This window comes from Limnobaculum eriocheiris (assembly GCF_021010575.1).
GTDB lineage: Bacteria > Pseudomonadota > Gammaproteobacteria > Enterobacterales > Enterobacteriaceae > Limnobaculum > Limnobaculum eriocheiris.
This window is the reverse complement of record NZ_JAJNAG010000009.1, coordinates 21,778-34,680: the sequence shown is the minus strand read 5'-3', so window position 1 is coordinate 34,680 and position 12,903 is coordinate 21,778. Positions and strand designations below refer to the sequence as shown.

The 12,903-nt window shown below is 47.1% G+C and carries 9 protein-coding genes, 1 tRNA gene and 2 pseudogenes; 9 read left to right on the top strand and 3 right to left on the bottom strand.

The genetic code is table 11. The annotated features are described in order from the left end of the window. Positions 1–82 precede the first annotated feature (82 nt). Both xylB and xylA read right to left on the bottom strand, forming a co-directional pair. Positions 83–1,534, bottom strand: a complete 1,452-nt coding sequence (gene xylB / locus LPW36_RS06235) for a xylulokinase (RefSeq protein ID WP_230608655.1) — start codon at positions 1,532–1,534, stop codon at positions 83–85. 309 nt (positions 1,535–1,843) lie between these two features. Then, positions 1,844–3,163 carry a xylose isomerase gene (gene xylA / locus LPW36_RS06230; protein WP_230608654.1) on the bottom strand — a complete coding sequence of 440 codons (1,320 nt, stop codon included), beginning with the start codon at positions 3,161–3,163 and terminating at the stop codon, positions 1,844–1,846. A gap of 576 nt (positions 3,164–3,739) precedes the next feature. Between xylA and xylF the strand changes: the two are divergent. The 9 genes and pseudogenes from xylF to LPW36_RS06185 all read left to right on the top strand — a co-directional run bounded on the left by xylF (position 3,740) and on the right by LPW36_RS06185 (position 12,508). Beyond that, positions 3,740–4,734, top strand: a pseudogene (xylF, locus tag LPW36_RS06225) (D-xylose ABC transporter substrate-binding protein). A 78-nt stretch (positions 4,735–4,812) separates the two neighbouring features. After that, positions 4,813–6,339: a xylose ABC transporter ATP-binding protein gene (locus tag LPW36_RS06220; protein WP_230608653.1), complete on the top strand. Its 1,527-nt coding sequence runs from the start codon at positions 4,813–4,815 to the stop codon at positions 6,337–6,339. After that, positions 6,332–7,502 (top strand): annotated as a pseudogene (gene xylH, locus LPW36_RS06215) (xylose ABC transporter permease XylH). Before LPW36_RS06220 ends, xylH begins: the two are co-directional and overlap by 8 nt. Before the next feature lie 200 nt (positions 7,503–7,702). Continuing rightward, positions 7,703–8,881, top strand: a complete 1,179-nt coding sequence (gene xylR / locus LPW36_RS06210) for a D-xylose utilization transcriptional activator XylR (RefSeq protein WP_230608652.1) — start codon at positions 7,703–7,705, stop codon at positions 8,879–8,881. Between the two features lie 131 nt (positions 8,882–9,012). After that, a tRNA-Sec gene (locus LPW36_RS06205) sits at positions 9,013–9,107 on the top strand. A gap of 162 nt (positions 9,108–9,269) precedes the next feature. Further along, the gene (locus LPW36_RS06200) at positions 9,270–10,484 is read left to right on the top strand and encodes a tyrosine-type recombinase/integrase (protein ID WP_230608651.1); all 1,215 of its coding nucleotides are present in this window, start codon (positions 9,270–9,272) and stop codon (positions 10,482–10,484) included. Between the two features lie 94 nt (positions 10,485–10,578). Next, positions 10,579–11,022 (top strand): DUF2787 family protein, encoded by a 444-nt coding sequence (locus LPW36_RS06195; RefSeq protein WP_230608650.1) that lies wholly within the window; start codon positions 10,579–10,581, stop codon positions 11,020–11,022. Positions 11,023–11,115: 93 nt separating this feature from the next. After that, on the top strand, positions 11,116–12,126 hold the full coding sequence (locus LPW36_RS06190; protein ID WP_230608649.1) for a DUF1281 domain-containing protein: 1,011 nt from the start codon (positions 11,116–11,118) through the stop codon (positions 12,124–12,126). A gap of 157 nt (positions 12,127–12,283) precedes the next feature. After that, positions 12,284–12,508 carry a SymE family type I addiction module toxin gene (locus tag LPW36_RS06185; RefSeq protein WP_230608648.1) on the top strand — a complete coding sequence of 75 codons (225 nt, stop codon included), beginning with the start codon at positions 12,284–12,286 and terminating at the stop codon, positions 12,506–12,508. Positions 12,509–12,555: 47 nt separating this feature from the next. Here LPW36_RS06185 and LPW36_RS06180 read toward each other — a convergent pair whose 3' ends face one another. After that, complete coding sequence (locus LPW36_RS06180) at positions 12,556–12,810, bottom strand: DUF596 domain-containing protein (RefSeq protein ID WP_230608647.1); 255 nt, start codon at positions 12,808–12,810, stop codon at positions 12,556–12,558. Between the last annotated feature and the right edge of the window lie 93 nt (positions 12,811–12,903).

Sequence of the window (12,903 nt, the reverse complement as noted above, 5' to 3'; positions counted from 1 at the left end):
TCCACTGAGCGTCAGACCCCTTATTCATCACGTTGATTAAGCCTGCTCACCATGTGGATTTAGTGAGCAGGCTCGGTTTTGATTAGCACAATGGCAGGAGTTGTTGATAAAGCGATTTAAACGTTGCTCTTCTTTCCTGATAGAGCGCATAAAGTTCAGGATTGGGTTGATGGCGCTGTTCCAACGGCAGCTCCGGGCAGAGATCTGCCAGTGCAACCCCTTGGTTCATAGCAATTTGTGCCAGCCGTGCAGCACCCAATGCCGGACCCACGTCACCACCGGTACGGTATTCCAGCGTTTGACCGCTGATATCCGCCAGAAGTTGGCGCCAGTACGGGCTGCGGGCTCCGCCGCCAATCAGGGCAATTTGGGTCGGTTTCAAACCGGTGGCGTGCAACACGTCCATCCCTTCTGCCAGCGCAAAGCTCACTCCTTCCAGTACTGCTCTGGCCAGATCGGTTGCGTTATGTTGATGAGTCAGCCCCCAGAATGCTCCTTTAGCCGCCGGGTTATTGTGTGGCGTGCGTTCCCCGGAAAGGTAGGGCAGGAACCACACTGGTGTATCGGCAGGCGGTGCTTGTTCAATGGCTTTCAGCAGTTCAGGTACGCTGGGAATATTGGTTAACTTACAGGCCCAGTCAAGGCAGGAAGCTGCACTCAGGATCACTGACATTAAGTGCCAGGTATTTGGCAGTGCATGACAGAAGCTGTGAACTGCGCTCTCCGGATTACTGAGAAAGCCATCGCTGACGGCAAAATAAACGCCGGAAGTTCCCAGCGAAAGCATTGCCTGTCCTGCGCGATACAGTCCGATACCAATGGCTCCCGCTGCGTTATCACCACCACCGGCAGCGACCGGAATTTGACCAATCTTCCAGCGTGTAGCGATGTCCGCTTTAACGTTGCCGGTAATCTGGCAGCCTTCAAACAGTTTTGGCATATTATCGCGGCTGAGATTGCAGGCGGAGAGGATTTCATCGCTCCAGTCGCGTTTACCAACGTCCATCCACATGGTGCCAGCCGCATCGGACATATCGCTGGCCAGTTCACCTGTAATCAGTAAGCGTAAATAATCTTTTGGTAGCAGAACCTTGTCGGTTGCCTGAAAAACGGCGGGCTCATGTTGTGCTACCCACTTTAATTTTGGGGCGGTAAATCCTGGCATCATCAGGTTGCCGGTAATGGCCCTTGATTGAGGAACCTGCTTTTCCAGTGCCATACATTCGGCAGCACTGCGGCCATCGTTCCATAAAATGGCAGGGCGTAATACCTTCATCTGCTTATTCAGCAGGGTAGCGCCGTGCATTTGCCCGGTCAGCCCCATAGCCTTAACCGAACTTAAATCGTGTTGAGCCGCCAACGCCAGCATCGCCCGATCGGTGGCTTGCCACCAGTCATCAGGGTTTTGCTCTGACCAAAGGGGATGAGGACGGGAAATGGAAAGTGCTTCAGAGTGAGTGGCAATAACCTGCTGCTGCTCGCTAAGGAGGATAACTTTTACGCCGGAAGTGCCGAGGTCGATACCGATGTACATTGCGTTAATCCCTTATATGTAAGGTCATGTCGTGGTGTAAGTTTCGCCGTTAGTCGCTCAGTGTCTATGTCGGCATTGTGCTACCGGCGAGCAGGGGCATTAGGGCGAATGCCCCTGCACCCCGCGCCTTTCGCACAGGAACTCAGGTCGCTGGCGCGACTTCCCTCCTCCTTCGTTCGGGTTTACGCACCGGCACTGATTCGCTCCAGGCGAAGCAGTGCCTCGCCGAACATCCATGTTCGGCGTGCTACCCTCTCTCAGTCGTCGGCTGAGTTCAAGTGCTCAAATAATAACGTCAAGGTCAAGGAACTATCCAAATAAATATCGGTTCACTAAGTTCTCCAGCAGCTCCTGCTGCCCTGACTTATGCTGTGGTTGCAGATTATTGCTTTCCACATGCTTCGCCAGAGATTTCAGTGAGCTTTCGCCTTCCAGAATTTGTTGACCCAGTTTGCCATTCCAACCGGCGTAGCGCTCGGAGACTTTTTGATCCAGTTTACCGTCTTGTACCATCTTAGCGGCAACTTTCAGCGCCAGAGCCATGGTATCCATCGCGCCAATATGACCATAGAACAGGTCGTACTTATCGGTGCTCTGACGACGTACTTTTGCATCGTAGTTCAGGCCGCCGGTAGTGAAGCCGCCTGCTTTAATGATTTCATACATAATCAGTGCGTTTTCTTCTACGCTGTTTGGGAATTGGTCGGTGTCCCAGCCCAGTTGAGCATCGCCACGGTTAGCATCAACAGAACCGAAAATGCCCAGCGCAATGGCAGAGGCGATTTCATGGTGGAAACTGTGGCCTGCCAGCGTCGCGTGGTTAGCTTCGATATTAACCTTAATTTCTTTTTCCAGACCAAACTGCTTCAGGAAGCCATAAACCGTTGCCACATCGTAATCATACTGATGCTTGGTTGGTTCTTGTGGTTTTGGCTCAATCAGCAAGGTGCCGTTAAAACCAATCTTATGTTTATGTTCTACCACCATTTGCATAAAGCGACCAAGCTGTTCGCGCTCCTGGCGCAGGTCGGTATTTAACAGGGTTTCATAACCTTCACGACCGCCCCACAGCACATAGTTCTCACCGCCCAGACGTTGAGTGGCCTGCATAGCACTGACCACTTGAGTTGCGGCGTAAGCAAATACTTCCGGATCCGGGTTAGTTGCCGCACCGGCAGCGTAGCGTGGGTTAGTGAAGCAGTTAGCCGTGCCCCATAACAGTTTTACACCGGTTGCCTGTTGTTTTTCTGCCAGTACATCGGTGATTAACGCCAGATTATTCAGATATTCTTTAATGGTGCTGCCTTCAGGGGATACGTCCACATCGTGGAAGCAGTAGAAAGGCACATTTAGCTTATGGAAAAACTCAAAGGCAACATCCGCTTTTGCTTTTGCCAGCTTGATGGCATCACCTGCCGATTGCCATGGACGGTCAAACGAACCTACGCCAAACATATCGGCACCATTCCAGCAGAAGGTGTGCCAGTAACAGGCGGCAAAGCGCAGATGGTCAGCCATACGCTTACCCAGAACCAACTCATCCGGGTTGTAGTGGCGGAAGGCCAGTGGATTGTTACTGGCGGTGCCTTCGTAGCGCACCTGGTCAAGTTTATCGAAATACTGAGTCATGGTGGTTTCCTTTAAGCGATGTATTTAGGTCATTTGGTCAAGTGCATTCAGCGTGATTTATTTATCGCTGAAACAACCAGCGCAATAAATAATAAAAATGCGTTATTACATTTTTTTAAAATATAAATGGACGCAATTCTGGCGCTATTTGTTTTATATGTAGGGAATCATAAAGATTTAAAAAAATGAGGGTTATTCCTGGATTTGAATAGTGAATTACGAAATTTAACTACTGTGATTATGCTCACAATAATAAGCCTTAAAACGGTAAGGTAATTATTTTTGAAAATGTCTTTTTTTATCATCTTTTTAAGATATTATTTTTATATACAATATGTTATGTTTATTTTTTAAAGTGAAGCTATTTATTTATATTTTAATTTTCTCAGTAAAATATGACCTCTCTCATAAAAATGAAAATAAACTAAAAAACGTAATAACGGGGTAAGAATCTGTAATTGATACTCGGGTTATAACTGATAACACTATAGTGGTTAAATATTTATTGGTAATAAATAGAAACGGGGAAATACCCACTTTCACTGAAATAGCTTAACCAAAATAGGATGTTATCAAATGAAATTAAAGCATGTTTTACTTGCCGTTTGTGCATCGCTGGCGCTATCAGGACACATGGTAAATGCCAAAGAAGTCAAAATAGGTATGGCGATTGACGATCTGCGTTTAGAACGCTGGCAGAAAGATCGCGATATCTTTGTCAGCAAAGCCGAGTCGTTAGGAGCCAAAGTGTTTGTACAGTCTGCCAACGGTAACGAAGAGACCCAAATGTCGCAGATTGAGAATATGATCAACCGTGGCGTAGACGTACTGGTGATTATTCCTTAGAACGGTCAGGTGCTGAGTAACGTTATTGCAGAAGCGAAGCGCGAAGGCATCAAAGTACTGGCTTATGACCGCATGATTAACGATGCGGATATCGATTTTTATATCTCCTTTAATAATGAGAAAGTGGGTGAACTGCAGGCTAAGAGCCTGGTTGAACGCGTACCTCAGGGCAATTATTTCCTGATGGGCGGCTCACCGGTAGATAACAATGCCAAGCTGTTCCGTCAGGGGCAGATGAACGTACTTAATCCTCTGATTAAAGACGGCAAAATTAAGATCGTTGGCGATCAGTGGGTTGATGCCTGGTTGGCAGAAAACGCGTTGAAAATCATGGAGAACGCCTTAACCGCTAACAATAACAAAATTGATGCGGTCGTTGCTTCCAATGATGCCACCGCCGGTGGTGCGATTCAGGCGCTGGTAGCTCAGGGGCTGGCGGGTAAAGTTGCTATCTCTGGTCAGGATGCTGACCTTGCCGGAATCAAACGTATTGTTGCCGGTACTCAAACCATGACAGTGTATAAGCCTATCAGCAAGCTGGCGATGCGGCGGAGATAGCGGTAGAAATGGGTAAAGGTGAAACGCCCAAAGCCAACGCCACCCTGAATAATGGCAAAAAGGATGTGCCATCTTATCTGCTGGCCCCAATTCAGGTTGATAAATCCAACATTGATTCAACCATTGTGGCCGATGGCTTCCACAGTAAAGAGAGCATCTATAACTGATTTACCTGCAATCGGGTGCCGTGTAAGCAGCACCCTGCATCAGCTTAATGGTCGTTATCTCTTTGTGGAGTACATGTGATGCCACATCTGTTAGAAATGAAAAATATCACCAAAGCTTTTGGTGATATCAAAGCCGTCGATGACATCTCTTTAACGTTAGATGCCGGGCAGGTGCTCTCTTTATGTGGAGAGAATGGTTCCGGTAAATCAACGCTGATGAAAGTGCTGTGCGGCATCTACCCATACGGTCAGTATCAGGGTGACATTCTGTTTTCCGGCGATCTCATACAGGCAAAAACCATTCGTGATACCGAGCAGAAAGGCATTGCCATTATCCATCAGGAGCTGGCACTGGTGAAAGAGATGACCGTGCTGGAGAATATCTTCCTTGGTTCGGAGCGTGGGCGTTTCGGTATCATGGATTACGACAGCATGTTTTTGCGCTGTCAGCGCTTGTTACAACAGGTGAAGCTGGCGGTGAGTCCGGATACCAAAGTGGGGGAGCTGGGGCTGGGCCAACAGCAACTGGTAGAAATTGCCAAAGCGCTGAATAAGCAGGTGCGGCTGCTGGTGCTTGATGAGCCAACGGCGTCACTGACGGAAAGCGAAACCGAAATTCTGCTAAATATTATCCGTGACCTACAGAGCCATGACATTGCCTGTATCTACATCTCTCACAAACTGAATGAAGTGAAAGTCATCTCCGATCTGATCTGCGTAATTCGCGACGGTAAACATATTGGTACCCGTCAGGCCAGTGAGATGAGCGAAGAAGATATTATCGCCATGATGGTGGGCCGTGAACTGAAAGAGCTTTACCCTCAGTCGGAGCATACCATTGGTGAGGAAGTGCTGCGGGTGGATAATCTGACCGCCTGGCACCCGATTAACCGCCATATTCGCCGGGTGAACAACGTCTCTTTCTCGTTGCATAAAGGGGAGATTCTGGGAATCGCCGGTTTGGTGGGCGCGGGAAGAACGGAAACCGTTCAGTGTCTGTTTGGCGCCTATCGTGGCCGCTGGGAAGGGGACATAAAAGTTGGCGGAAAAACGGTAAAGGTCCGTAACTGTCAGGATGCCATCAGTCATGGTATTGCCATGGTGCCGGAAGACCGTAAAAAGGACGGTATTATCCCGGTAATGGGTGTCGGTGCCAATATGACGCTGGCGGCACTGGATGACTTTAGCGGCTGGTTGAGCATACTGGACGATGCCAAAGAGCAGTCTATCATCCAGCAATCCATCGAACGGCTGAAGGTAAAAACCTCATCGCCGGAATTAGCCATTGCCCGCCTGAGTGGCGGCAATCAGCAAAAAGCCATTCTGGCTAAATGTCTGTTACTCAATCCTAAAATTCTGATTCTGGATGAACCAACCCGTGGCATTGATATCGGTGCCAAATATGAAATTTATAAACTGATTAATCAACTGGTTGAGCAGGGTATTGCCCTGATTGTTATCTCTTCAGAATTACCCGAAGTGCTGGGACTTAGCGATCGGGTATTAGTGATGCACGAAGGCTGTATTAAAGCAGATTTAGCTAACCGGTCTTTGACACAAGAACAGATTATGGAAGCGGCACTCAGGAGTGAACAACATGTCTAATGAAACGTTATCAATCACAGGAAACACCGGCGTAAAAGCAGCAGGCCCTGTTCAGCCAAAGCGCGTTAACCTACAGGTTTTCGTGATGCTGACCGCTATTGTGGTGATTATTCTGTTTTTCAGCGTAGCGACGGACGGTGCCTATATCAGCGCACGTAATATCTCTAACCTGCTGCGTCAGACGGCGATTACCGGCATTCTGGCGGTGGGGATGGTATTTGTCATTATTTCGGCAGAAATCGATCTGTCGGTGGGGTCGATGATGGGCCTGCTCGGCGGAGCGGCGGCGATTTTTGACGTTTGGTATGGCTGGCCTCTGCCGTTGACGATTGTCGTTACTCTGGTGATGGGCCTGTTATTAGGCGCATGGAACGGCTGGTGGGTTGCCTATCGTAAAGTGCCGTCGTTTATCGTGACGCTGGCAGGAATGTTAGCCTTCCGCGGTATTTTGGTGGGAATTACTAACGGTACCACTGTTTCACCAACCAGCAATGCCATGTCGCAAATTGGGCAGAGCTATCTGCCGGATAGTCTGGGTTTTGGTATTGGTATTGGCGTGATGGTGCTGTTTGTTATCTGGCAATGGCGTCAGCGGGCACATCGTGAAACGCTGGGGTTGCCGGTGCCCGGTAAAAGCAGCGATGTGGGTCGTCAGGCTATTACCGCAGTACGCTATCTACCTGCTGAATGACTATCGCGGTGTGCCAACCCCGGTACTGATACTGGCTGCGTTAATGATGGTGGGGATCTTTATGGCAACCCGCACTGCATTTGGCCGTCGTATCTACGCTATCGGTGGCAATATTGATGCGGCCCGCCTGTCGGGTATTAACGTGGCGCGTACCAAGCTGGCGGTGTTTGCTATTAATGGGGTGATGGTAGCGATTGCCGGTCTGATCCTCAGCTCTCGCTTAGGAGCGGGTTCACCTTCTGCCGGTAACATTGCAGAGCTGGACGCTATCGCCGCCTGCGTTATTGGTGGAACCAGTCTGGCGGGTGGTGTGGGTAGCGTTGCCGGTGCGGTAATGGGGGCGTTTATCATGGCCTCACTGGATAACGGCATGAGTATGCTGGACGTTCCAACTTTCTGGCAGTACATCGTTAAAGGTGCCATTTTACTGTTGGCGGTATGGATGGATTCTGCAACCAAAAAACGCGCCTGATAGATTAATCTGGCGGCTCCGTACATATTTTCGGCTATGTGTTTATTGGTTAGCTGAAAAGTGTGCGGAGCGTTGTATTTTCCGCAGTGTGACCTGACAGGTTATGGATGATTGTGTTACTCAATTCAACCTGAACAGAGGGTTGCCGACCCAGCGGCAGTGGTGATTTATCTTGTGTGTTGATCGGGAAATTGAACGCCATGTTTGAAAAACGCTTCCGTATTACGCTGTTGTTTAATGCCAATAAGGTTTATGACCGGCAGATTATTGAAGGTGTTGGCGAGTACTTACAGGCTTCTCAATGCGATTGGGACATCTTTATCGAAGAGGATTTTCGCTGTCGGATAGACAGTGTTAAAGACTGGTTGGGCGATGGAGTGATTGCCGATTTTGACGACCCGGAAATAGAGCTGGCGCTAAATCAGGCGAGTATACCGGTGGTAGGGGTTGGCGGCTCTTATCACCGACCGGAGGATTACCCTCCGGTTCATTATATTGCCACTGACAACCACGCACTGGTGAGCACCGCCTTTATGCACTTAAAGGAGAAGGGGCTGAACCACTTTGCCTTTTACGGGCTGCCACACCATATCTCTCATCGCTGGGCAACGGAACGGGAGCATGCTTTCCGCCAACTGGTTACCGAAGGGAATTACCGTTACTCCGTTTATCAGGGAATGGAAACCGCACCGGAGAACTGGAAACATGCCCAAAACCGTCTGGCGGACTGGCTACAAAATCTGCCGGCCCATACGGGGATTATTGCGGTTACCGATGCCCGTGCTCGCCATTTGCTACAGGTGTGCGAACATCTGGATATCGCCGTGCCGGAGAAAATGTGCGTTATCGGCATTGATAATGAAGAACTGACCCGTTATTTGTCGCGGGTGGCGCTCTCTTCTGTGGCTCAAGGTTCGCGCCAGATGGGCTATCAGGCGGCCAAGCTGTTGCATAAGCTGCTAAAGCAGGGTGATTTTCCGGTTCAGCGCATTTTGGTTCCGCCGGTGAAGGTGGTGGAGCGTCGCTCAACGGACTACCGTTCTCTGCATGATCCTGCGGTGATTCAGGCGATGCATTTTATCCGCTATCATGCCTGTAAGGGCATTAAAGTGGAGCAGGTGTTGGATGCGGTAGGCATTTCCCGTTCCAATCTTGAAAAGCGTTTTCGTGATGAAACCGGTAACACCATTCATGGCCTGATCCATCAGGAGAAGTTGAATCGGGCCAGTGAGTTTCTGGCTGCCAGCACTCTGTCGATTAATGAGATTTCCCAGATGTGCGGTTATCCGTCGTTACAGTATTTCTATTCGGTATTTAAGAAAGAGTACGGCATCACGCCAAAAGAGTATCGGGATAAGTTCGGCGAGCTGGTGTACTGATTGCGAGCCGGTGGTGGTTGTGAGCAGGAGCAAAAACCGCGAGATGGGGGGAAATTAGCAGTTCCATCCCATTCGTTTAACGGTATAATCGACGGGCTCATCTGTTACAGCACTTCTGTTGTTTCTAAAACGGAAGGTCATCGTCCCCGGTGGGGCGGCTGGACTTCAAATCCAGATGGGGCCGCCAGCGGTCCCTGGCAGGTTCGACTCCTGTGACTTTCCGCCAATTCAGTTCTTCTGATGTCAATCGACTTCAATGATATCCTTGTAAAGCCTGAATAAACTCATGGTTATGCTCTCTATTTGTCAATACACATCAACTGGAATCAAGATGATCGTGGGGGCATAATAGGGGGCATATAATTGCCCATTTTTGGAGGTGCCCCCAATGAAGCTAACAGCCAGACAAGTAGATACGGCAAAGCCTAAAGATAAGTCATATAAGCTCTCCGATGGTGGAGGATTATATTTAGAAGTCTCAGTTAATGGTTCTCGTTATTGGCGAATGAAGTATCGTTTTGCGGGTAAAGAAAAACGCCTATCTTTCGGAGTTTATCCTGATATTTCTCTAGCTAATGCTCGAGAGAAGAGAGAGGCCGCTAAGAAAATACTTGCTGCCGGAAATGATCCTGGTGAAGTAAAAAAGGCAGAAAAGTTAGCTCAAAAGCAACTAACAGAAAATACCTTTGAAGCTATTGCTAGGGAATGGCATACATCGAAAGCAGATCGCTGGTCTATCCGTTATCGTGATGAAATTATCAGTACATTTGAAAGCGATATATTCCCGTTCATTGGAAAACGTCCAATTACTGAAATTAAGCCGATGGAACTGTTAGAGGCATTAAGACGGATGGAGAAACGCGGTGCATTGGAGAAATTACGCAAGGTTCGTCAGCGTTGTGGAGAAGTGTTTCGCTATGCGATTGTTACCGGTCGAGCTGAATATAATCCTGCGCCAGACCTTGCTAGTGCATTAACCCCACATCAAAAGAATCATTTTCCATTCTTAAAGGCTGATGAATTACCACACTTTCTTCGTGATCTATCTGGTTATACTGGTAGCGTAATTACTAAGTTAGCCACTAAATTCCTAATACTAACAGCCGTCAGAACACAAGAGATGCGTTTTGCGCGATGGGAAGATATTGATTTTGAAAATAGTGTTTGGCATGTTCAGGTTGAAATAATGAAGAAGCGTCGACCTCATATTGTCCCGTTATCTCAACAGGCTATTGATATACTTAACCAGTTACAACCGATTACTGGTCGCTATCCCTTAGTCTTTATTGGTAGAAATGATCATAGTAAACCTATTAGTAAAGAGAGTGTGAATCAGGTTATCGAGCTTTTAGGATATAAGGGACAAACGACAGGACATGGTTTTAGACACACAATGAGCACGATACTTAACGAACAGGGATATAACTCTGATTGGATTGAGATACAGCTCGCCCACGTTGATAAGAATAATACCCGTGGTACCTATAATCATGCTCAATATCTGGATGGGCGTAGAGATATGCTTCAGTGGTACGCGGATTACATGGATGATTTAGAGAGAGGGGGTAATGTAGTTCATGGAACGTTTAAGAGACGGGCTTAATCTGTCTAATTAGAATAGAAATATGAAGAGAGAGGTGGCTTGTGCTGCCTTTTTTTTGTTTATATATAATTAATAATGCGAATGAGAATTATTTATGAATTATTCTTCGGCTCGACTAAAAAAGCAATCAGGAAATATCCGAATCACTTGTGATCTACCGCTCTTTAAACCTTTTAGCAGCATACTCACTCAGGTAATAAAGCATCATTCTGACGTTTTTAGTCTCACACTTAATTATCAAAGCCATAAAGCAGAATTGAATGGGTACCGCCCTGTAGAAATTCGACTGGAAAAACAACCTGACAATAACTGGTCAATTTGCTATATCACGGAGTTTTACTATTCAGGTTTATCAAACACCCCTAAATTAGAACCCTTTGTCGATTTTGATTTCAGTATGGGGACTGGTCATCAGGCAGATTTATCACCAGAATCAATCACCACATATTCTGGGCTATTTAGCTTATGGCAACGCAATTTTTGTCGTTATTATTCTTATGGTGTTTATCAACAACACCTCAGTATTGAAGAGAAATAATTAGCTCTATTTTCACTTTATAGCTCCTTTCCGTGAGGGTACAGCCCTCATGGGTTATACCCTCTTTTTTTATGTTCAAAAGAGGAAAATATCATGCCAAATTTATGTGCCAACCATCTGGATATCACAGGTGAATCACCTCAACTTAATGCGCTGGAAGACTGGTTAATAGGTAAATCCCCATTACTGGCCTATCAACGAGCCATTTATCAAAGTATTAAGCTCCTGGTTGCTGGCTGTGCCGGAATACGGGTACCAACCCTCCTGGAGCATGAAACTCAACCAGTGCAGTGGCATTTTCCGCCACTGCCGCAATTAGTATCACCAGGAACCACTGGCGTATTTAGTCCCGAGAATCTTGCGTTTACCCGTTGGTTAAAATTACTAAAATGTAACCCGATACTGGATAAGCATTATTGTCAGGTGATTGAACGCTATTGGCAACAAAGTGGCCTGAAGGATATACGCTGGGAGAATCTGACCGATGCACAACAAGAAACTGTTAATACGCTGTTTCATAAAAAGTACGCTGACTGGTTTGGCACTTTAGCCTCTGATAAACCGATATCATTTGCAGAATTCTGGAATGATATGGGAACCGATGCACTACCTGTTCAGGCATTTCCAATGGATATGCGGGAACTGATACCAACCTATTTAGCCTATGAACTCAATGGATTCAGCGGTGGACTATGGCATCCTCTGTCAGATGATGAACCGGACCATGAGCGGTGGCGTAATTTTCAGCCCAGGAGCAGTAGTTATGGTTTGTACCTTGATTTATATGGTATCAAATCCCCGAAAGCTTATAACTTGTATTATAACCGCCATAACACAAGCAACATTACCGTGGATTTCGACAGTCCCTGGGGCCCGCCAAATGAGGCAGTCATGGAAGCCTTAAGCAAGCGCTTTGATTGCCAACTGATACATTATTATTGTGAGGAAGGAGATTGTTTTTGTGGGCGGGGAGAATATGAACAAGGTACTCAGATTGAAAGAGTCAGTGATGAATTGGTGTATGGGGAAGCAGATGACGAGGATATGTCTGAAATCATTGGCCCGGATTATATTCTAGAGAATATCAGCCATTTTGGCGGTTAAGATGCGATAATTATCAGAAATCAGGTTGCCAGTGCCATGGCACGAGTGACACCACCGACAACGAAAGAAGAGAGTTAACACTAACGCAGACTGAAGGTGTCTCACCACCCCCAGCCTGCTAGCCACAAGCAACTGGACAGATAAGAGGTCGTTACTCATGGCTAATCGCGATTGTAAGTCACAACAGGCCGTTAAAGCAAAACAACCACAACCCCGTCATTACACCGTGGGATATGCCCCCAACGGCGGTAAAACCCGGCCCAGCCCACAGATTAAAATCAGCGGTAACTGGCTGGAAGAGTTGGGGTTTACCACCGGGCAGCCGGTGACTGTGACCTCTGAGCGGGGGCGGATGGTGATTGAGGTCGATGTTAATATTTGACGGTTAAAACAGAAGATCCCGATACGATGATCGGGATCTTTTCTGTCCTAAGCCCACTCAAGAGAGCCATCTTCAAGTACCCAAACAGGCTCCGCAGGACATTCGTCAAAATAAAACCAAAGCCCTTCCTGCATCTCGTCTTTTGTTTTAGGGAACTCTCTATGAAAATTCGTTAGTTGTTCATCTAGTGAATTATTAAGAAGCTCTCCTTTCTTATGTAATTTCAAATGATTTTCTTTTATTAACCTTTCTAATACCTCAAAAAATATTCGTCTATTTTCATCATATGAAAACTGATCCATATCATACCCTTCGGGGACACATTGTCCCCACATCAGATAGAAAGAGCCTGTTTCCGAGTAAGTTCTTATTCGATAATATTCCTGGTCACTTAA

Coding starts and splice junctions, on each gene's coding strand:
- LPW36_RS06195 (WP_230608650.1), top strand. CDS start 10,579: ATGAATTATTCTTCGGCTCGACTAAAAAAGCAATCAGGAAATATCCGA.
- LPW36_RS06200 (WP_230608651.1), top strand. CDS start 9,270: ATGAAGCTAACAGCCAGACAAGTAGATACGGCAAAGCCTAAAGATAAG.
- xylR (WP_230608652.1), top strand. CDS start 7,703: ATGTTTGAAAAACGCTTCCGTATTACGCTGTTGTTTAATGCCAATAAG.
- xylA (WP_230608654.1), bottom strand. CDS start 3,163: ATGACTCAGTATTTCGATAAACTTGACCAGGTGCGCTACGAAGGCACC.
- LPW36_RS06220 (WP_230608653.1), top strand. CDS start 4,813: ATGCCACATCTGTTAGAAATGAAAAATATCACCAAAGCTTTTGGTGAT.
- LPW36_RS06185 (WP_230608648.1), top strand. CDS start 12,284: ATGGCTAATCGCGATTGTAAGTCACAACAGGCCGTTAAAGCAAAACAA.
- LPW36_RS06180 (WP_230608647.1), bottom strand. CDS start 12,810: ATGGATCAGTTTTCATATGATGAAAATAGACGAATATTTTTTGAGGTA.
- LPW36_RS06190 (WP_230608649.1), top strand. CDS start 11,116: ATGCCAAATTTATGTGCCAACCATCTGGATATCACAGGTGAATCACCT.
- xylB (WP_230608655.1), bottom strand. CDS start 1,534: ATGTACATCGGTATCGACCTCGGCACTTCCGGCGTAAAAGTTATCCTC.